Origin of the sequence: Burkholderia sp. LMU1-1-1.1, from assembly GCF_040675865.1 — a bacterium.
GTDB lineage: Bacteria > Pseudomonadota > Gammaproteobacteria > Burkholderiales > Burkholderiaceae_D > Rugamonas.
Window position 1 is genome coordinate 47,187 of the sequence record NZ_JBEGHG010000003.1, and the last position, 18,752, is coordinate 65,938.

At 64.2% G+C, this 18,752-nt stretch carries 18 protein-coding genes; 4 read left to right on the forward strand and 14 right to left on the reverse strand.

Going from position 1 to position 18,752, the window contains the following annotated elements:
* Window positions 1-183 precede the first annotated feature (183 nt).
* Both clpA and clpS read right to left on the reverse strand, forming a co-directional pair.
* Window positions 184-2,490: an ATP-dependent Clp protease ATP-binding subunit ClpA gene (clpA, locus tag MRBLMU1_RS03860; protein ID WP_363497290.1), complete on the reverse strand. Its 2,307-nt coding sequence runs from the start codon at window positions 2,488-2,490 to the stop codon at window positions 184-186.
* Window positions 2,487-2,789: an ATP-dependent Clp protease adapter ClpS gene (gene clpS, locus MRBLMU1_RS03865; RefSeq protein ID WP_090315375.1), complete on the reverse strand. Its 303-nt coding sequence runs from the start codon at window positions 2,787-2,789 to the stop codon at window positions 2,487-2,489. Before clpS ends, clpA begins: the two co-directional genes overlap by 4 nt.
* A gap of 324 nt (window positions 2,790-3,113) precedes the next feature.
* On the opposite strand from clpS, the gene cspE reads away from it, so the two are divergent.
* Together cspE and MRBLMU1_RS03875 are read left to right on the forward strand one after the other, a co-directional pair.
* A complete protein-coding gene (gene cspE / locus MRBLMU1_RS03870; RefSeq protein WP_010395943.1) occupies window positions 3,114-3,317 on the forward strand; it encodes a transcription antiterminator/RNA stability regulator CspE in 204 nt (67 codons plus the stop codon).
* A 122-nt stretch (window positions 3,318-3,439) separates the two neighbouring features.
* Window positions 3,440-5,263, forward strand: coding sequence for a serine hydrolase domain-containing protein (locus tag MRBLMU1_RS03875; RefSeq protein ID WP_363497297.1), 1,824 nt, complete (start codon window positions 3,440-3,442; stop codon window positions 5,261-5,263).
* A gap of 173 nt (window positions 5,264-5,436) precedes the next feature.
* Here MRBLMU1_RS03875 and icd read toward each other — a convergent pair whose 3' ends face one another.
* Window positions 5,437-6,696, reverse strand: a complete 1,260-nt coding sequence (icd, locus tag MRBLMU1_RS03880) for an NADP-dependent isocitrate dehydrogenase (protein ID WP_363497300.1) — start codon at window positions 6,694-6,696, stop codon at window positions 5,437-5,439.
* Between the two features lie 208 nt (window positions 6,697-6,904).
* Between icd and MRBLMU1_RS03885 the strand changes: the two genes are divergently transcribed.
* Window positions 6,905-7,465, forward strand: a complete 561-nt coding sequence (locus MRBLMU1_RS03885; RefSeq protein WP_363497303.1) for a pseudouridine synthase — start codon at window positions 6,905-6,907, stop codon at window positions 7,463-7,465.
* Window positions 7,466-7,629: 164 nt separating this feature from the next.
* Here the strand turns inward: MRBLMU1_RS03885 and rpsT are convergent, their stop codons facing one another.
* Window positions 7,630-7,896: a 30S ribosomal protein S20 gene (gene rpsT, locus MRBLMU1_RS03890; RefSeq protein WP_008446456.1), complete on the reverse strand. Its 267-nt coding sequence runs from the start codon at window positions 7,894-7,896 to the stop codon at window positions 7,630-7,632.
* Between the two features lie 191 nt (window positions 7,897-8,087).
* On the opposite strand from rpsT, the gene murJ reads away from it, so the two are divergent.
* Window positions 8,088-9,632, forward strand: a complete 1,545-nt coding sequence (murJ, locus tag MRBLMU1_RS03895) for a murein biosynthesis integral membrane protein MurJ (protein WP_363497307.1) — start codon at window positions 8,088-8,090, stop codon at window positions 9,630-9,632.
* Window positions 9,633-9,699: 67 nt separating this feature from the next.
* Here murJ and MRBLMU1_RS03900 read toward each other — a convergent pair whose 3' ends face one another.
* Genes MRBLMU1_RS03900 through MRBLMU1_RS03945 form a run of 10 tightly spaced genes read right to left on the reverse strand, consistent with a single transcriptional unit; the run spans window position 9,700 to window position 18,724 of the window.
* Entirely contained in the window at window positions 9,700-10,380 is a 681-nt protein-coding gene (locus tag MRBLMU1_RS03900) for a type II secretion system protein (protein ID WP_363497309.1), read from the reverse strand.
* Window positions 10,380-10,760 (reverse strand): type II secretion system protein, encoded by a 381-nt coding sequence (locus MRBLMU1_RS03905; RefSeq protein WP_363497312.1) that lies wholly within the window; start codon window positions 10,758-10,760, stop codon window positions 10,380-10,382. Before MRBLMU1_RS03905 ends, MRBLMU1_RS03900 begins: the two co-directional genes overlap by 1 nt.
* Window positions 10,754-11,227: a type II secretion system protein gene (locus MRBLMU1_RS03910; protein ID WP_414646024.1), complete on the reverse strand. Its 474-nt coding sequence runs from the start codon at window positions 11,225-11,227 to the stop codon at window positions 10,754-10,756. Before MRBLMU1_RS03910 ends, MRBLMU1_RS03905 begins: the two co-directional genes overlap by 7 nt.
* A gap of 13 nt (window positions 11,228-11,240) precedes the next feature.
* Window positions 11,241-13,274, reverse strand: a complete 2,034-nt coding sequence (locus MRBLMU1_RS03915; protein WP_363497315.1) for a secretin N-terminal domain-containing protein — start codon at window positions 13,272-13,274, stop codon at window positions 11,241-11,243.
* Window positions 13,274-13,837: a hypothetical protein gene (locus tag MRBLMU1_RS03920; RefSeq protein WP_363497318.1), complete on the reverse strand. Its 564-nt coding sequence runs from the start codon at window positions 13,835-13,837 to the stop codon at window positions 13,274-13,276. Before MRBLMU1_RS03920 ends, MRBLMU1_RS03915 begins: the two co-directional genes overlap by 1 nt.
* Window positions 13,834-14,406 (reverse strand): hypothetical protein, encoded by a 573-nt coding sequence (locus MRBLMU1_RS03925; protein WP_363497321.1) that lies wholly within the window; start codon window positions 14,404-14,406, stop codon window positions 13,834-13,836. Before MRBLMU1_RS03925 ends, MRBLMU1_RS03920 begins: the two co-directional genes overlap by 4 nt.
* On the reverse strand, window positions 14,391-14,942 hold the full coding sequence (locus tag MRBLMU1_RS03930) for a PilN domain-containing protein (protein ID WP_363497324.1): 552 nt from the start codon (window positions 14,940-14,942) through the stop codon (window positions 14,391-14,393). The genes MRBLMU1_RS03925 and MRBLMU1_RS03930 overlap by 16 nt, the downstream gene beginning before the upstream one ends.
* Complete coding sequence (locus MRBLMU1_RS03935) at window positions 14,939-15,811, reverse strand: hypothetical protein (protein WP_363497327.1); 873 nt, start codon at window positions 15,809-15,811, stop codon at window positions 14,939-14,941. The genes MRBLMU1_RS03930 and MRBLMU1_RS03935 overlap by 4 nt, the downstream gene beginning before the upstream one ends.
* Window positions 15,804-17,531: a GspE/PulE family protein gene (locus MRBLMU1_RS03940; protein WP_363497330.1), complete on the reverse strand. Its 1,728-nt coding sequence runs from the start codon at window positions 17,529-17,531 to the stop codon at window positions 15,804-15,806. The genes MRBLMU1_RS03935 and MRBLMU1_RS03940 overlap by 8 nt, the downstream gene beginning before the upstream one ends.
* Entirely contained in the window at window positions 17,528-18,724 is a 1,197-nt protein-coding gene (locus tag MRBLMU1_RS03945; RefSeq protein ID WP_363497332.1) for a type II secretion system F family protein, read from the reverse strand. The genes MRBLMU1_RS03940 and MRBLMU1_RS03945 overlap by 4 nt, the downstream gene beginning before the upstream one ends.
* Window positions 18,725-18,752 lie beyond the last annotated feature (28 nt).

Genomic DNA, 18,752 nt, shown 5'->3' on the forward strand with positions numbered 1-18,752 from the left:
GAACGACGATTCTGTCATATCTTGACCGCTTCGAGCAAAGAAAACGCGCCCCTTGGGTGAGTGGCCAAGTCAACCCCCTTTACCTTCGGCGATACGCATGCGTCGCCGCATAGGGTACGGGTTTGCGCGCGCGAAAAAAAACCCGCCACACTTGCGTGGGCGGGTTCGTTGCTATGCCAGGACTTAGTCGACTTCGACGGTCTCCGGCGGCGTGGTCGGCGCGGCGTCCGGCGGTTCCGGGAACTCCAGCTTGACGGTGTCCTTCTCGTCCAGATCGACGGTCACGCGGCCACCGGTCACCAGACGGCCGAACAGCAGCTCGTCGGCCAGCGCCTTGCGGATCATGTCCTGGATCAGGCGCGACATCGGCCGTGCGCCCATCAGTGGATCGAAACCCTTCTTCGCGAGGAACTTGCGCAGTTTCTCGGTGAAGATAGCCTCGACCTTCTTCTCGTGCAGCTGCTCTTCCAGCTGCATCAGGAACTTGTCGACCACGCGCAGGATGATTTCCTCGTCCAGCGCGCGGAAGCTGATGGTCGCGTCGATACGGTTGCGGAACTCCGGCGTGAACATGCGCTTGATGTCGGCCATCTCGTCGCCCGCCTGCTTGGAATTCGTAAAGCCGATCGACGACTTCTGCAAGCTCTCGGCGCCCGCGTTGGTGGTCATGATGATGATCACGTTGCGGAAGTCGGCCTTGCGTCCGTTGTTGTCGGTCAGGGTGCCATGGTCCATCACCTGCAGCAGGATGTTGAAAATGTCCGGATGGGCTTTTTCAATCTCGTCGAGCAGCAGCACCGCGTGCGGCTTCTTGGTGATGGCTTCGGTCAGCAAACCGCCCTGGTCGAAACCAACGTAACCCGGCGGCGCGCCGATCAGGCGCGACACGGCGTGGCGCTCCATGTACTCGGACATGTCGAAACGAATCAACTCGATGCCCAGGATGAAGGCCAGCTGCTTCGCCACCTCGGTCTTGCCGACGCCGGTGGGACCGGAGAACAGGAAGGAGCCGATCGGTTTGTCGGTCTTGCCCAGACCGGCACGCGCCATCTTGATCGCCGACGCCAGCGCTTCGATCGCAGGATCCTGGCCGAACACCACGTTGCGCAAATCGCGGTCGATGGTCTGCAGCTTGCTGCGGTCGTCCTGGTTGACGGTTTGCGGCGGGATACGGGCGATCTTCGCGATGATGTCCTCGATCTCGGTCTTGCCGATGGTTTTCTTCTGCTTCGACTTCGGCAAGATGCGCTGCGCAGCACCGGCCTCGTCGATGACGTCGATCGCCTTGTCGGGCAGATGGCGGTCGTTGATGAAGCGCGCCGCCAGTTCGGCAGCGGTCGACAGCGCCGACGACGAATACTTGACGCCATGGTGCTCTTCGAAGCGCGACTTCAAGCCGCGCAGGATTTGCACGGTCTGCTCGACGGTCGGTTCGTTGACGTCCACTTTCTGGAAGCGGCGGCTCAACGCGTGGTCCTTCTCGAACACGCCGCGGAATTCCGTGTACGTGGTCGCGCCGATGCACTTCAGTTGGCCGTTGGCCAGCGCAGGCTTCAGCAGGTTCGACGCGTCCAGCGTGCCGCCCGAGGCCGAACCGGCGCCGATGATGGTGTGAATCTCATCGATGAACAGGATGCCGTTCGGATTGTCCTTCAATTGCTTGAGGACGGCCTTGAGGCGCTGTTCGAAGTCACCGCGATACTTGGTGCCGGCCAGCAACGCGCCCATGTCGAGCGAGTACACGACGGCGTTTTGCAGGATTTCCGGCACGTCGCTTTGCGTGATGCGGTAGGCCAGGCCTTCGGCGATGGCGGTCTTGCCGACGCCGGCCTCGCCGACCAGCAACGGATTGTTCTTGCGGCGGCGGCACAGGATCTGGATCACGCGGTCGACCTCGTCCTCGCGGCCGATCAGCGGATCGATCTTGCCTTCGGCGGCGGACTTGTTCAGGTTTTGCGTGAACTGGTCCAGCGGGCTTTCCTTGGTCTGGCCTTCGCCGCCCGGAGCGCCCTCTTCCACGCCTTCGGATGCCTTGGCGGCATCGGTCTGCTGATCCTTGCGCACGCCGTGCGAAATGAAGTTGACCACGTCCAGACGCGTCACGCCCTGCTGGTGCAGGTAGTAGACCGCGTGCGAATCCTTCTCGCCGAAGATCGCCACCAGCACGTTGGCGCCGGTCACTTCCTTCTTGCCATTGGACGCCGACTGCACGTGCATGATGGCGCGCTGGATCACGCGTTGGAAACCGAGCGTCGGCTGGGTATCGACCTCACCGGTGCCAGGCACGGTCGGCGTGTTATCGCCGATGAAATTGGTCAGGGTTTTGCGCAGATCTTCTATGTTGACGGCGCATGCGCGCAACACTTCGGCAGCCGAAGGGTTGTCCAGCAAGGCCAGCAGCAAGTGCTCCACCGTGATGAATTCGTGCCGGGCCTGTCGCGCTTCGACAAACGCCATGTGCAAACTTACTTCTAATTCCTGCGCAATCATACTTCCTCCATCACGCACTGCAGGGGGTGACCTGCCTTGCGCGCATGCGTTAAAACGAACTCCACTTTGGTACAGGCTATATCTTTAGAGAACACGCCGCACACTCCTTTGCCGTAGCGATGAACACTGAGCATTATTTGCGTGGCTGTTTCACGGTCTTTGTTGAAATACTCCTGGATGATAGCGACTACAAATTCCATCGGTGTGTAGTCATCGTTGAGCAACGCCACCTGGTACAAAGGTGGCGGCTTCAGCGCTTGCCGCTCCAAAAGGGTTTCGGTGTCATGCTTGGTTGCCATACGCTTATATTCTAATGCTTTCGGGGTTGATGCAATGTGCATTTCACTATACACATCCAATTGTTTTCCATCTTACGCGTTTTCTTAACATGGCGCAGATGGCGACCCATTTGTTAAAATCAAGAGTTGCTTTTTCGCCAAGCCGATCAAAAGTAGCAAAATGCATACAAATGTGCTTGACTTTAAAAATCTGTCCGCTAACAATGCGTTATCGGCTTCGTGCAGAAATGTACATGTTGATAAGAAGTGAGGCGTGAGGAGGGGGCAAGAAGCTTCTTGCTTTTATGGCTCGTGTGATCCGTTTTAATTTTGAAAGTTCTTTTTATGGCAACAGGTACAGTTAAGTGGTTCAATGATTCCAAAGGTTTTGGCTTCATCACTCCAGATGACGGCGGCGAGGATTTGTTCGCTCACTTCTCCGCAATCAACATGAACGGTTTCAAGACCCTCAAAGAAGGTCAAAAAGTTCAATTCGAAGTCACGCAAGGCCCTAAAGGCAAGCAAGCTTCCAACATCCAAGCTGCCTAAGCTACACGGCACCAGATGTGAAAAACCCCCGTCTGTGGGGTTTTTTTTCGTCCACCGGTCGGCCGGGGCCATGGATAGCCAAACGAAAGTGTTGTAGAAGTCCGACGTTCCCCTCTCCCCCTATGACTTATCTGATAACGCTGGTGGCTGCCGCCCTGCTCGTCCTGTCGGCCCCGACGCCGGGCTTTGGCGCGCCGTCGCTGGCGACGGAAATACAACGCACTCTGCAGCAAGAACAGCTGGCCGGCGCCGTTTGGGCGGTCGTCACCCCGGACGGCGGCGCCGTCGCCGGCGCGGCAGGCCTGGCGAACGCCGACAGCGGCGCCGCGATGCGCGCGGACAACCGCGTGCAGGTCGGCTCCGTCGCCAAGGTGGCGGTGGCGGCGGGCGTGCTGCGCCTGATCACCGAAGGCAAGCTCTCGCTCGACACACCGGTCGCCACGCTGCTGCCAGGGGTGTCATTCACTAACCGGTGGGAGGCCACCGATCCGATCCGCGTGCGGCATTTGCTCTCGCACACGGCGGGGCTGGAGAACTTCCGGCTGTGGCACATCTTCAGCCAGACGGCGCGGGCCGACACGCCGCTCAGCGCAGCCTTCGCCAACGTGTCGTCCGATCCGGCACTGCTGACCGTGCAAGCCCGGCCGGGCAGCCGATTCGCGTATTCCAACATTGGCTATACCCTGCTCGGCATGGTCATCGAAGCGGTCGGCGGCCAGCGCTACGACCGCTATCTGGACGCGCAGCTGCTGCAACCGCTAGGCATGCGCGACAGCACGTTCGGCTTCGTCACGCAGACGGGCCCGGAGGCGGACCCGCGCCTGGCGATGGGCCACTTCGAGCATGGCGTCACGCACGCCGCCGTGCGCAACTACCTGCCCTCCGCCGACCGGCTTACCACCACCGCCGCCGACATGGCGCGCTTCGCCGCCTTTTTGATGGGCGACGGAAGCATCGACGGCCGCCCCTTCATCGATCCGAGGCTGATGGCGCAACTGGGCACGCCAAGCGGCACCGAAGCCGTGCGGGCGGGCTTGACGACGGGCCACGGCCACGCCCTGGTCGGACGCGACCGCCACGGCCAGCTCGGCTACTGCCATCCCGGCACCACGGTCGGCTTCAACGCCATGCTGTGCGTGTATCCGGAACAGCGCAAAGCGTTTTTCGTCGCCATGAATACGGACAGCGAAACGGCGGACTACGACCGTTTCAACAAATTGCTGATCGACGCGCTGCGGCTCAAGCCCGCCGCGCTTGCGGTCAAGCCGGGCGCGCCGGCCGACGACCTGGCTGATTGGCTGGGAATTTATGTGCCGGCGATGCACCGGGTCAGCAACCTGGCATGGACCGACATCGTGTTCAACTTCATACAGGTGAGCCGGGAGGACGGCTTGCTGCGGCTGGCGCCGTTCCAGGGCAAGCCGACGGTCCTAACGCCGACGGGTGGCCATCTGTTCACGCAAGCCGGCCGCCTGGACAACACGCACGTCATGCTGATCGGCGACGACGGCCAGCGCATCGTCAGCGACGGCATCCGCAACTACGCCAAGGCCGACATGGTGCTGTTCACAGGCCTGTGGGTGAGCTTGGGGATAGGCTTGCTCGGACTGGCCTACATTGTGACTATCGGTTGCTGGCGGCTGCTGCGCAAGCGCCTGAAGGCGCGCGATCCGCTGTTCGCGCCGCTGATGGGCGTGCTCGCGCTGGCGCTGCCGGCGCCGCTGTTCTATCTGCAATCGTTCATGCGGATGGGGGAATTGACGATGGCCAGCGGGACGCTGGCGCTGGTGACGGCGGCGCTGCCGCTGACGCTGGCGGCGGGGTTGGCGATGCAGTGGCGCGGGGGGCGGCGCGAGGTCGCAGATACGTTGGCACTGATCGCGGGCCTGCAATGCATACTCGTGCTGGCCGCGTGGGGCATGCTGCCCCTCATGCTCTGGAAGTGACCAAAAGCAAATCCGGGGTCAGGTCCACCATTTCTACACGTGCTGATCAATATGGCGATAATCGTTTCCCGAAAACAGGTTTCAGCGATGCGCGCGCGTGAAATAGCCCGAGTCCCCACACCAAGGTCTGGCCCGTGTAGAAATGGTGGACCTGACCCCGGAGTGTTACAACCTCAGTCCTGCATCTGCTCGATCATGACCTCGCCGAAGCCCGAGCACGAGACCTGCGTCGCGCCTTCCATCAAGCGCGCGAAGTCGTACGTGACCTTCTTCGAGTCGATGGCTTTTTCCATCGACTTGATGATCAAATCGGCCGCTTCGGTCCAGCCCATGTGACGCAGCATCATTTCAGCGGACAGGATCAGCGAGCCCGGATTCACGTAATCCTTGCCGGCATACTTGGGCGCGGTGCCGTGCGTTGCTTCGAACATCGCCACTGAATCCGACAGGTTGGCGCCCGGCGCGATGCCGATGCCGCCCACCTGGGCCGCCAGCGCGTCCGAGATATAGTCGCCGTTCAGGTTCAACGTGGCGATGACGCTGTATTCCGCCGGACGCAACAAAATCTGCTGCAGGAAGGCGTCAGCGATCGAATCCTTGATCGTGATGTCGCGGCCGGTCTTCGGATTCTTGACCTTGCACCACGGGCCGCCGTCGATCAGCTCCGCGCCGAATTCCTTCAGCGCCAGCTCGTAGGCCCAGTCACGGAAGCCACCCTCGGTGTACTTCATGATGTTGCCCTTATGGACGATGGTCACCGACGGCTTGTCGTTGTCGATCGCGTACTGGATCGCCTTGCGCACCAGGCGCTGCGTGCCTTCGATCGACACCGGCTTGATGCCCAGGCCCGAGGTTTCCGGGAAACGGATCTTGGTCACGCCCATTTCCTTGACGAGGAAATCGATCAGTTTCTTGGCGCCTTCCGAGCCCTGCTGGTACTCGATACCGGCGTAGATGTCTTCCGAGTTCTCGCGGAAGATGACCATATTGGTTTTCTCAGGCTCTTTGACCGGCGACGGCACGCCGGTGAAGTACCGCACCGGACGCAGGCAAACATACAGGTCCAGCTGCTGGCGCAGCGCCACGTTGAGCGAGCGGATGCCGCCGCCGACCGGCGTCGTCAGCGGACCCTTGATCGATACCACGTAATCCTTCACCGCGGCCAGCGTCTCCTCCGGCAGCCACACGTCGGGGCCGTACACGGTGGTCGACTTTTCGCCGGCGAAAATTTCCATCCAGTTGATCTTGCGCTTGCCGCCGTAGGACTTGGCCACCGCCGCGTCGACCACCTTGAGCATGACGGGGGTGATGTCCACGCCGGTGCCGTCGCCTTCGATGTAGGGAACGATAGGGTTATCTGGTACATTCAGGGAAAAATCGGCGTTGACGGTGATTTTCTGGCCGTCGGCAGGTACTTTGATATGTTGGTACATCGTGTTCTCCGAAATGGACGCTCGGCAAGCGGCATACAATACTGCTACCGGGGCAAGGATTTTTGTTTTATTGCCAAGTTAGTACAAATACCTAGGTCTTCTATAAGACATAAGACAGGCGTTTTGCATTATGCACCAGTATTTTAGTGGGCGCTACGATTTTACGCACCGGCCTTTAAGCCTACACCAATTCCATCATCACACAAGCATGCCCCTCATCCTATTTAACAAACCTTTCCAGGTGCTGTGCCAGTTCTCGCCGCAAGACGACAAGGCCACCCTGGCCGACTATCTGAAAATCCCCAACATCTACCCCGCCGGCCGTCTCGACGCCGACAGCGAGGGCTTGATGCTGCTGACCGACGACGGCAAGCTGCAGCACCAGATCGCCCATCCGGACCACAAGGAGGCCAAGGTGTATCTGGTGCAGGTCGAAGGCGTGGCCGACGCCGACAGCCTGACGAAATTGCAGGCGCCGATCGACCTGGGCGACTTCGTCACCAAGCCATGCAAGGCGGTGCGGATCGCCGAGCCAGAGTGGCTGTGGCCGCGCAATCCGCCGATCCGCGAGCGCGCGGGGCAGCCGACCAGCTGGCTGGCGATTACTTTGCAGGAGGGAAAGAACCGCCAAGTCCGGCGGATGACGGCGGCCGTCGGCTTGCCGACGTTGCGCTTGGTGCGCAGCGCGATCGGCGCGATTTCACTGGCGTCGCATCCGTTGATGCCGGGGGAATGGCGCGAAGTGTCGGCCAAGGAATTGAGCGCGTAACGTGGAGAAACCCGCACGGCCATACGGGGTCGTACCCGCAGGGTACGACCCCTAAGCGGCGAAGCCCGCTTGTCGTTCGATGCTTGCCGGGTTTAACCAAAGCGAAAAAACCCGCGCCGACCGAAGTCAGCGCGGGTTCTTGCTTGTATTCCCGGCGAGGGGAATTAAGCGGACAGTGCCTTCAGGGCAGCTGCCAGACGGCTCTTATGACGAGCTGCCTTGTTTTTGTGGATGATCTTCTTGTCGGCGATGCTGTCGATGGTCGACACGGACGACTGGAAGATTGCGGTCGCAGCAGCTTTGTCGCCGCCTTGGATCGCCTTGCGAACTGCTTTGATAGCGGTGCGCAGGGTCGAACGCTGGGACGAGTTGTGAGCGTTTTGCTTGACTGCTTGACGAGCACGTTTGCGCGCTTGTGCGGTATTTGCCATGGAATTTCCTAAATCAGGGTAAAGGTGCGTTTGCAAACATTATTGTTTGTCAAACAGGTGCGTTCAGTGCGTCTGCCGAACCATGTGAGTCAAACTGCTGCCTGCCAAACATTAGTGTCTGCGTAACAGAATTCTGTACAGCCTGCGATTATAGCGATCTTTTTCGACGGGAGCAACTATAATCATGCCCCATGAACTTGCTTAAAACTCTAGCCGCCCTGAGCAGCATGACCATGCTGTCCCGTATCACCGGATTGTTGCGCGAAATCCTCATCGCCCGGGCCTTCGGCGCCGGGGGCATGACCGATGCCTACAACGTCGCTTTCCGCATCCCCAACCTGCTGCGCCGGCTGTTCGCCGAGGGGGCGTTCTCGCAAGCCTTCGTGCCCATTTTATCCGAATACAAGAACAAGCAGACCGAGCAAGACACCAGGAACCTGGCGGACCATGTCGGCACCACGCTGGTCTGGGCCACGGTCGTGATCAGCGCGTTGGGCATCATTGGCGCCCCGCTGCTGTTGATGCTGGTCGCCAGCGGCCTGCAGCCGGACGATTTCGACGCCGCCGTGTGGATGACGCGCTTGATGTTCCCCTACATCGCCTTCATGTCGTTCGTGGCGCTGGCCGGGGGCATATTAAATACCTGGAGCCAGTTCAAGATCCCCGCCTTCACGCCGGTGTTGCTCAACATCTCGTCCATCCTGGCGTCGCTGTTCCTGCAGCAGCACCTGGAGCGGCCCATCTACGCGATGGCGATCGCGGTCTTCGTCGGCGGCCTGCTGCAGGTCGCGATCCAGATCCCGGCGCTGCTGAAGATCCGCATGCTGCCGCGCATCTCGCTCAATCCGCTGTCGGGACTGCGCGACCAGGGCGTGCGCCGCGTACTGCAGAAAATGGGGCCGGCGGTGTTCGCCGTCGCCGCCGCGCAGATCAGCCTGCTGATCAATACCAGCATCGCCTCCAACCTGGCCGAGGGCAGCATTTCCTTCCTGACCTACGCCGACCGCCTGATGGAGTTCCCGACCGCCATGCTGGGCGTGGCCCTGGGCACCATTTTGCTGCCCAGCCTGTCCAAGGCGAACGTCGGCGGCGACACGGAGGAATATTCATCGCTGCTCGATTGGGGCTTGCGGCTGACCTTTTTGCTGGCGATGCCCGCCGCCGTCGGCTTGGCCACACTGGCCGTGCCGCTGATCTCCACCCTCTTCCAGAACGGCGCATTCACGGCGGCGGCGGCGCACGCGTCGGCCCAGCCGCTGGTCGCCTACAGCGTCGGCCTGCTCGGCATCATCCTGGTCAAGATCCTGGCGCCCGCCTTCTTCGCGCGGCAGGACGTCCGCACGCCGGTACGCATCGCGGTGGGCGTGCTGGTCGCCACCCAGCTGATGAACATGATTTTTGTACCGCACCTGGCGGTGGCCGGCCTGGCGCTCTCGATCAGCCTGGGCGCCTGCCTGAACGCGGGCTTGCTGTTCACCGGCCTGCGCCGGCGCGGCATCTACGCGCCCAAGCCGGGCTGGCTGCTGTTCTTCACCAAACTGGTGATCGCCTGCGCGCTGATGGGCGCCACCGCGTGGTACAGCGCGGCGCAGGTCGATTGGACCGGCATGGCGCATCAAACGCTGTTGCGCATCGGCGCGCTGATCGCGGTCATCGGGGTGTCCGCGCTGGTGTATTTCGGCGCGTTGATGGCGATGGGGTTCCGGTTCCGCGATTTCAAACGCACGGCCAGGTAATCGGCCATCGATGAGCCGTCGGCGGCGCATGCATGGCCGATTACGCTTCGCTAATCCGCCCTACGTGTTATGACGGTTTATTTTGGTCCTGTGGCTCCGGCTGAGCGGTTTGAGGTGGCGGTTCGGGCTCCGGTTCGGGTGCTGGTTTTTCTTCTTCCGGCGCCGGGGCGGGTTCCGGTTCCGGTGGCGGGGGCGCTACGGGCGCAGGCGGCACTGGCGCGACGGGTTTTACCTCCACGGCGCCGGGTTGCTGGTTCTGCCCCGGCGCCGGCAGCGTGCCGCCGCTCGCGGCGAAGCGCCACTCCGAGATCTTCTGCTTTCCGGCCAGCCCCTGGAAACGCTGCGGGAAGTTACCTATCTTGACCGGCTTCGCATCCGACAAGCTGTACACCGCCAGCACGCCGACCTTGTCGCCCAGGTAGGTGATGCCCCATTCCGCCTTGCCCGTCATCGGATCGACAAACACCTTGCGCAGATGCCGCCGCACGGTCGGAAAGCGCGGGTCCTTGAGCAGCTCCTTCAACGACGGCGGCTGCGGCGGAAAACCGGCCGGCGTGGCGTTGGCATAGCTTTGCAGCGCGTCGCTGAAAGCGGCGCCGATGTCGAGCAGTTCCTGCTCCGCCCTGCTCCGCTGCAGCACCGATCCCAGTTTCAACGCCGATGCCGACACCAGCCCGATGATCGCCACCAGGATGATCAGGCTCAGATAGGTGAAGCCGCCGTCGCGGCGCTTGCGCGGCCGCCGCATCACCAGTCGGCGTAAGGCTTGCCGCTACGGTCGTTGCCGGGGGCGCCGCTCTTGATGTTGTAGACGCCGCCCTTGGCGCCGTCTTCCGGCGGAATGATGACCCACGTGGTTTCGCTGTCGGTGATCGGATCGACCGGCAGCGCGCGCAGATATTTTTTCTCGACCAGCTGCTCCAGCGAGTCGGGATAGCGGCCGGTGTCACCGTAGTACTGGTCGATCACGTTGCGCATATTGCGCAGGTTGTCGGCCAACACCACCTCTTTCGACTTGTCGATGCTGGGGAAGTAGCGCGGGACGGCGAGCGTCAGCATCAGGGCGACGATGCCCAGCACCACCAGCAACTCGATCAGCGTAAAACCTTTGGTCTTCATGGTCACCATTTTTTATACGGAACGCCATTCAGGCCGCTCTTCTCGCTCGTGCTGAAAACATCGTAGACATCCTCGCCCTCCCTCGGTTGGTCCGCTTCGCTGGCGTAACTGCGCTTGCCCCACGATTGCGACTCGCTCAGCGAAGTATCGGGATTGAACGGGTCGCGCGGCACGCGGCGCAGAAAGTAGATCTTCGCCTGCTTGGGGTTCTGCAGATCCGGCACGCCTTCGACCAGCAGCTCCAGCGTCTTCGGATAGCCGGTCGAGGCCAGCGACTTGGTGATGCGGCCCTGGTCGTAGGCCAGCTTGTAGGCGTCGATGCCCTGGCGGATTTGATGCAGCGCCTCGCGCAGCTCCTGCTCCTGGCGGCGCTGCACCACCACCTGCGCGGTCGGTATCACCAGTACGCTGAGCAGGCCGAGGATGGTCAGCGTCACCAGCAACTCGATCAGCGTGAAACCGCGCGCGCGCATCATGCCCACCCTGGCGTCACTGCTGCGGAGACGGCGAGATTTCGACCGCCGGCTGCACCGGTTGCGGCTGCACCCCTTGCGTCGGCGGCAGCGGCGCCGGCTGGCCGGTCGATAACGGCATGGCCTGCACCGGTGGCGGCAGGATGGCCTGCGTGGTCGCGCCTTGCGCTTCGGCCGGCGCCGGAGCCGGCGCGGCCGGATTGGTTGGCGCGGGCGGTGCGGCTGGCGCCGACAAGGCGCCCGGAGGCGCCGGCAACTGTACCGGCGTGCGCACGGTCAGGTCGGGACGGCGGCGGAAGCTCGCTTCCGTGCCTGCCGAGAATTCGGAGGCGCTGGCCTCCGGACGCTGCACATTGCGTATCAAGTGCGGCGTGATCGACAGCACGATCTCGGTCTTCTGGTTGTCGTCACGCTTGCTGCCGAACAGACGTCCGATGATCGGCAGGTCGCCGGCGCCCGGCAGCTTGCTGGCGGTGCCGCGCTCCTCGTTGTTGATCAGGCCCGCCAGCACCTGGTTCTCGCCATCCTTCAGTTGCAGCATGGTGCTGGCCTGGCGCGTGCCGATCTGGTAGGCGGTGCCACCGTTCCGGGTGGTGATGGTGTTGGTCAGGTTGCTCACCTCCAGCTGCACGCGGATCGCCACCTCGTTGTTCAGGTAGATGGTCGGTTCGACGTTGAGCGTCAGGCCGACGTCGACATAGGTGACGTTGTCGCTGGCGAAGCCGCCGATACCCGACGATACCGTCGCCGTGATCACCGGCAGCTTGTCGCCGATGACGATCTTGGCCTTTTCCTTGTTGCGCACGCGGATACGCGGATTGGCCAGCAGGTTGGAATCGGTATCGGTCTTGTTGGCGTTGATGGCGGCGGAGATGCCGGTGACGCCGATGGTGTCCGAATTCAAACCACGCAGGTCGCGCACGGTGATGCCGGTGCCGCCAGACGTCGACAACGGCGTCAGTCCCACGCTGGTCGGCCACTCGACGCCCAGGTTCATCAGGGTGCCGCGCTTGACTTCCAGGATCTCCACTTCCAGCATCACCTCCGCCTCGGGCGCGTCCTGCACCGCGATCAGGCGTTCGGCCAGCCGGATCGCTTCCGGATTGTCGCGCACGATCAGCAGGTTGAGTTTTTCGTCGACCACCACGTCGCGCGACTTGAGGATGGTCTTGAGGGTGTTGGCCACCAGCTTCGCCTCGGCGTTCCCCAGGAAGAAGGTCTTGACCGTCATTTCCTGGTACTCCTTCAGCTTGGCCGCGACGTTCGGATAGATCAGGATCGTATTGGCGTCCATGACCTGCTGCTCCAGCTGATTGGTCAGCAGCAGGAAGTAGATCGCCGATTCGACGGTGCTGTTCTTCAGCATGACGGTGGTGCGCTGGTCGGTCTTGACGTCCTTGTCGAACACGAAGTTCAGGCCGGAGCGGCGCGCGATCACCTCGAACACCTGCTTGAGCGGCGCGTCGCGGAACTCGATCGTGATCGGCTGCTTGTACGACTTCGACAGGCCCGACTCCACCACCGGCTGCGCGCTTTTCTCGGTCACCTCGCGCAGCAGCTGGCGCGCCTTCTCGTTCGACGGCGTCTCGGTCAGCAGCGCGTTAAGGCGCAGCTTGGCCAGATCGTATTCCTTCTTGTTCGCGTGTTCGATGGCGGCGGCAAGCAGCTTGTCCTGGCGGCTGTCGCGCTCTATCGCGCGCAGTCCGCTGCGCGCGCGCTCGTTCATCTGGTCCATGCCCAGCACGCGGCGGAAGCCCTGCTCCGCCAGATCGGGACGGCCCTCCGACAACTGGCGCTCGGACTGTTCCAGCAGGCGCTGGACGGCGCGGTCGCGCGCCACGATATAGGCGGTGCGGTACTCGGCGTTGCCCGGTTCGGCCCTGACGGCCTCCTGGTACTTGAGCAGGCCCGCTTCCACCTGGTCCTTGGCGACCAGCTGGTTGGCTTCGCGGAAGGCCATTTGCCCGGCGCAGCCGCTCACGCCGACGGCGATCGCCAGCATGGCGGGCAGCGCGGCGCGGCGGCGCCATGTGTTCAGATGACTAGCCATCAGTCGAATGCTCCAATATTAATCTGTTGTACCTGATTCAAAGGCAGATAGGTCACGGTCATCAGCGGCGGCGCGATCCGGTCGACGCGGTAGGCGCCCTCGATCACGGTCTTGTTGCGCACCACATAGGTCTTGTCGCCGCGCGCCAGATAGACTTCCCACTGGCCGTCGGCGACGGCTTTGCCGAAGTAATTGAAGGGAACCGGCGGCGCCATCGGCGGCGGTGGCGGCGCGTTCGATTGCGACTGCGGCGGCGGAGGTGGCGGCGGCGGATTCCAGTTCTGGCCCAGGAACACCCCCTCGCCGGCGCCGAAGCTGGCGTCGGCGGAATCTCCCACCAGCGTGGCGCGCGGCACCAGCCGCAGTATCATCGCGTCCACCGTGGCTTGAGCGTCCTTGCCGGAGCGTTCGGCAACCGCCGGCACGGTTGCCGCCGCGCCCGGCGCCTTGGCGGGGCGCGCGACCGGCTCGGCGATGTCCGACGACGGCGTATTGTCGCCGAATATCACCAGCGCGGCGGCGCCGGCCAGCGCCACGCCCATCGCGATTTGATAAGGCTTCATGGCTCGCCGTCCTTGAGGTACAGCGTAAAGCGCAGGCGCGCCTCCACCGTCGCCTCGGCGATGGTGTCGCGGCGGAAGCCGATTTCGTCCAGCGAGGCAAACGGCATCTCGCGCAAACCCTGCATGGCGAACTGCCAGATGGCTTGGTACGGCCCTTTGACCGGCAGGATGATTTGATAGGTGCTCACGCGGCTGGCCTTGTCGTAGGCCGACTTGTACTCCCCCTGGCTCAGCACAAGATTGGATTTCGCGGCCAGGTCGAACAGCACCTTGACCTGTTGTTCCGCATAGCGCTTCTCGCCCAGCACCTGATAGAAGTCGGCCAGGTTCTGGTTGGCCGACGGCGGCGGTGGCGCCGTCACCAGCGAGGACGGCGTCGGCAACGGCCGCGCCATCACCCGCGCCTGCGCCGCGCGCTGCGGCAGCAGCCACGCCCACGCCGCCACGCCGGCCACGCACAAGGCGATGGCCACGCAGGCCGGCGCGCCAAGGCGCAGCAATGCAAGACGCACACGCAGCGCCAGCGCGCGCATGTTCACCGCGTTCATTGCGCTCACCGGGTTATCCATGTGGCCTCCAGCTGGAAGCGCAAAGGCCGCAACGGGTCCTGGTCGTTGATCTCGTGGCGCGTCAGCACCACGCCGCTGAAGGTTTCCTGCTGTTTGAGTTCAGCCACGTAGGCCACCATATCGTCGCTGGTCCTGGTTTCGGCGGTGATCTTGAGCACCTGCTTGCGCGGGTCCGGCTCCATCGCCACCAGCGCCACGTTGCGAGGCGTGGCGGCCGCCACGGCGTCCTGCAGCTCGCGCCACGGCAGGTTCAATTGCAGGATGGCGCCGTTGACGAAAGCCGCCTGCGCTTCCGGTATCACCACCCGCGCCACCTCCACCGGCCGCGCCGACATGGCCGCCGCGCGCTGCTGGATATGGCGCAGCTGCTGTTCGCGCTCGCGCTTTTGCTCGACCAGCTTCCAGCCGCCGAAGGCGGCGCCCGCGCACAACAGCAGTCCGGCGGCGCCCAGCGCCAGCAGCGCCGGATGCGTATGGAACAAGGTGCGGCGCAGGCTGCGCGGCGCGAAGTCGATGTGCATCGCATTTTTGGTCATGCCAGACTCCCGCCGCGCGCCAGCAGCGCCGCCATCGACAGCCCGGCGCCGCCGGCCTGTTGCGCCTGATCGAGCGCCTCGCATGGAATCAGCGCGACATTGCCGGCGGAGCGCGTCCATGCGGCGGCGCCGGCCGGACCAGCCGAAGCCACGCCGCACACTTGCAGCAGTTCGGGCGGCGGCATATCGAGCAGCAGCGCCTCGCGCTTCAAGGTCTGCGTCAGCCATGCCGGATCGGCGCCGGGCGGCACCGGCAGCGCGCGGATCGCGCGCATCGCCTGCGCGCCCTGGCCTTTGCCGGCCCCGGCGTCGATCGCCGCCAACGTCAGCAGGTTGTCGTGCAGCAGGCCAAACCAGGCGCCCTGCTTCATGCCGCGCCGCCAGCGGTTCCAGGCGCTGACGAAATGCGGTTCGACGCCGACGATGGAGAGTTTGAATTCCCGCGCCACCAGCTCCAGCACCGCCAGCAACGCGCGCGGCATGGCGGCGGCGAAGAACGGTTCGGAGGCGTTCCAGTCGGCCGCTATCTTCCAGCCCGACGGCGGCTCGCCGTATAGCGACTGGAAGCGCAGGCCGGCCGCCGCCTCCATGTCGTCCAGGCGGGTGGCGCCGGGTGGCGGCGTGACGCGCCACATGCGCGTCAATTCGTCGGCCAGCACGATGCCGACCGGCCAGCCGTCCACTTCCTGTTCGCCCAGCAGCGCGCGCAAGGCGTTGGCGATGGCGTCGAACGGATGCGCGGCCGATGGCGCGAACGCATGCTCCGCCAGGACGGTGAATGGCTCTCCGCGCCAGCGGCTCACGCGCGCCAGGCTGACCGCGTGGCCGGCCACGCCGATGCGCAGCGATTGTCCGATGGCTCTACGCATGCAAGGTCACCCGTTTGATTTCGGCCAGGGTGGTGCCACCGCGCTTGACCAGTTCCAGCGCGGCCTGGCGCAGGCTGCGCGTGCCGTTGTCGTAGGCCGCCTGCTTGATCTGGCGGATCGGCCGCTTGTCGACGATCAGCTCGCGGATCTCGTCGTTCAGGGTCAGGATCTCGGCGATCGAACGGCGCCCCTTGTAGCCGGTGCCCCGGCAATCGCCGCACCCTGGCCCCTGCATGAAGCGGTAGTCATAAACATCGGCGCGGCGCAGGCCGACGCTGGCCAGCTCGTGGTCGTCCGGCGTGTATTCCACCGCGCAGTGCGGGCAGTTGATGCGCACCAGCCGCTGCGCCCAGATGCCGTTCAGCGCCGAGACGAAGGCGTACGGATCGATGCCCATGTGGGTGAAGCGGCCGAAGACGTCGAACACGTTATTGGCGTGCACGGTGGTGAGCACCAGGTGGCCCGTCAGCGCCGACTGCACGGCGATTTCCGCCGTCTCGCGGTCGCGGATTTCGCCGACCATGATCTTGTCCGGGTCGTGGCGCAGGATGGAGCGCAGCCCCTTGGCGAAGGTCAGGCCCTTCTTCTCGTTGACGGGAATCTGCAGGATGCCCGGCAGCTGGTACTCGACCGGGTCCTCGATGGTGATGATCTTCTCGCGGCCGTTGTGGATCTCGGTCAGCGCGGCGTATAAGGTGGTGGTCTTGCCCGAGCCGGTCGGTCCGGTCACCAGCAGCATGCCGTAGGCCTCCTGCGCCAGCACACGCAAGGTCGCCAGCGACGGCGCGTCGAAGCCCAGCGCCTCCAAGGTCAGCGAGCCGTAGGCTTCGATCATGGCGCGCTTGTCGAGGATACGGATGACGGCGTCCTCGCCGTGGATGCTCGGCATGATGGAGACGCGCAGATCGATCTCGCGGCCGTTGGCCTCGACCCGGAAGCTGCCGTCCTGCGGCACGCGGCGCTCGGCGATATCGAGTTCGGCCAGCACCTTCAGGCGCGAGATGATTTGTTCGGCGACCTCGATGCCGTTGACGGCGGTGGCATGATCGAGCACGCCGTCGACCCGGTACTTGACGGCCAAGCCGCCGGAGGTGCTCTCCAGGTGGATGTCGGAGGCGCCCGCCTTCAGCGCGTCGTACAGCGTCGAGTTGACCAGGCGGACCGCCGGACTGGCCGCCTCCGACACCGACGCGAACGACAGCACGGCGGCGGTCTTGCCGTCACGCCGGCCCTCGCTGGCGCCGGGCAGTAGCGAGTCGGTGGCGCGCGCCGATTCCTCCTGCTTGGACAGGTAGGCCTGGATGTCGGCCTGCAGCGCCAGGCGCACCGGCAGCGGCGCGTGCGGCGTGGCGCGCGCCTGCGTGCCGAGCCAGGTTTGCAGGTCGAGGTCGAACGGATCGGCGATGACGCCGACCACCACGCCGTCGAAGCCGCGCAGCAGCACGCAGTGGCGCGCCATCGCCTGCGACAGCGGCAGCAGGTCGAAGGCCGGCACGAAGGCCAGCATGTCGACCGTCTCGAGCACCGTCATGCCGAACGGCTGCGCCAGCGCCCGCACCACCAGGCGCGGCTCCATGCCGCTGAGCGCTTCGAGCTCCTCGACCAGCGTGCGCTTGGACTGCTGGCGCAGATGGCGCGCGCGCGCCACCAGCGCGGTGTCCAGCGCGGCCACGGGCGGCGGCACGCCGGCACCGCCGATGATATTGGCCTGGGCCGTCATGACATGTCTCCGGCCAGATCGAAGATCGGCATGTAAAGCAGCACCACGATGGCGCCGACGATCAGGCCGATGGCGGCCATCAGCAGCGGTTCGAAGGTACGCGTGAAACGGTCGATCCAGCGGGTGATCTCGCCGTCGTAGAAGGCCGCCGACTGGGTCAGCATCGGGCCCATGTCGCCGGTGCGCTCGCCCACGCGCAGCATGCGCAGCGAGATCGGCGTGGTCAGCTGGTTGGCCTCGAAGGCGGTCGACAGCGGCAGGCCCGCCTCGATGGCCGCGCGCGCCGCCTGCAGGTTCTGGCGGATGCCGGCCGAGACCATCCCCTGCACCGTCTCGATGGCGTGGACGATGGTGATGCCGCCTTCGCTGAGCATGCCCAAGGTCAGGTACAGCCGCGACAATTCATAGATGCGTACGCGCTCGCCGATGCCCGGCAAGCGGCTCAGCAAGCGGACGATGCCGCCGCTGCCCATCAGCTGGCGCACCGTCAGCACCAGCGCCGCCAGCGCCGCCGCGATGCCGCCCAACAGCAGCGCGGTGTGCTGGCTGGCGAACTGGCCCCAGTTGAGCATCTGCTGCGACAGCCACGGCAGGTCGCGCCCGGCGCCCTGGTAGACCTCGGCGAAGCGCGGCACCACGTAGCCGATCAAAAACAGGCTGACGCCGCCACCGACCAGCAGCAGGATGCACGGGTAGATCGCGGCCGACACCAGCTTGCCGCGCACCAGGTCGATGCGTTGCTGGTAGTCGATGAAGCGCGACAGGGAACGCGGCAGGTCGGAGGTGCCCTCGGCCGCCTTGACGATGCCGATGTAGAGTGGCGGGAACAGTTCCGGCTGCTCGGCCAGCACGGCCGAGAAGCGCTGGCCCTCGCGCAGGCCGGCCAGCAGCCGGTCGAGCACGCCGCGCGTGGCCGGATTGCCCTCTTTTTCCAGCAGCGCCTCGAGTCCCTCGACGATGCCCAGGCCGGCCGTCAGCAGCGCCAGCAACTCCTGGCTGAACAACACCAGCGAGAGCGCCGGGCGCTTGCCGGCGCGGCCCCTGCCGGTCAGGCCGCCGCGCGCCGGCGCGATGGCGCTGACGAACAGTCCGCGCGCCTCGACCTGGCGGCGCGCGTCGGCCTCATCGCGGCCATCGATGAGCAGATGGGAGATGACCATATCGGCCGACAAGGTGCGGACATCGAACTGCATGACGAATGCGGCTTTCGTTGACGGTGGC

Bases quoted from the DNA above. Each gene is read 5' to 3' on its own strand.
- clpA (WP_363497290.1), bottom strand. From the start codon at position 2,490: ATGATTGCGCAGGAATTAGAAGTAAGTTTGCACATGGCGTTTGTCGAA.
- clpS (WP_090315375.1), bottom strand. From the start codon at position 2,789: ATGGCAACCAAGCATGACACCGAAACCCTTTTGGAGCGGCAAGCGCTG.
- cspE (WP_010395943.1), top strand. From the start codon at position 3,114: ATGGCAACAGGTACAGTTAAGTGGTTCAATGATTCCAAAGGTTTTGGC.
- MRBLMU1_RS03875 (WP_363497297.1), top strand. From the start codon at position 3,440: ATGACTTATCTGATAACGCTGGTGGCTGCCGCCCTGCTCGTCCTGTCG.
- icd (WP_363497300.1), bottom strand. From the start codon at position 6,696: ATGTACCAACATATCAAAGTACCTGCCGACGGCCAGAAAATCACCGTC.
- MRBLMU1_RS03885 (WP_363497303.1), top strand. From the start codon at position 6,905: ATGCCCCTCATCCTATTTAACAAACCTTTCCAGGTGCTGTGCCAGTTC.
- rpsT (WP_008446456.1), bottom strand. From the start codon at position 7,896: ATGGCAAATACCGCACAAGCGCGCAAACGTGCTCGTCAAGCAGTCAAG.
- murJ (WP_363497307.1), top strand. From the start codon at position 8,088: ATGAACTTGCTTAAAACTCTAGCCGCCCTGAGCAGCATGACCATGCTG.
- MRBLMU1_RS03900 (WP_363497309.1), bottom strand. From the start codon at position 10,380: ATGCGGCGGCCGCGCAAGCGCCGCGACGGCGGCTTCACCTATCTGAGC.
- MRBLMU1_RS03905 (WP_363497312.1), bottom strand. From the start codon at position 10,760: ATGGTGACCATGAAGACCAAAGGTTTTACGCTGATCGAGTTGCTGGTG.
- MRBLMU1_RS03910 (WP_414646024.1), bottom strand. From the start codon at position 11,227: ATGATGCGCGCGCGCGGTTTCACGCTGATCGAGTTGCTGGTGACGCTG.
- MRBLMU1_RS03915 (WP_363497315.1), bottom strand. From the start codon at position 13,274: ATGGCTAGTCATCTGAACACATGGCGCCGCCGCGCCGCGCTGCCCGCC.
- MRBLMU1_RS03920 (WP_363497318.1), bottom strand. From the start codon at position 13,837: ATGAAGCCTTATCAAATCGCGATGGGCGTGGCGCTGGCCGGCGCCGCC.
- MRBLMU1_RS03925 (WP_363497321.1), bottom strand. From the start codon at position 14,406: ATGGATAACCCGGTGAGCGCAATGAACGCGGTGAACATGCGCGCGCTG.
- MRBLMU1_RS03930 (WP_363497324.1), bottom strand. From the start codon at position 14,942: ATGACCAAAAATGCGATGCACATCGACTTCGCGCCGCGCAGCCTGCGC.
- MRBLMU1_RS03935 (WP_363497327.1), bottom strand. From the start codon at position 15,811: ATGCGTAGAGCCATCGGACAATCGCTGCGCATCGGCGTGGCCGGCCAC.
- MRBLMU1_RS03940 (WP_363497330.1), bottom strand. From the start codon at position 17,531: ATGACGGCCCAGGCCAATATCATCGGCGGTGCCGGCGTGCCGCCGCCC.
- MRBLMU1_RS03945 (WP_363497332.1), bottom strand. From the start codon at position 18,724: ATGCAGTTCGATGTCCGCACCTTGTCGGCCGATATGGTCATCTCCCAT.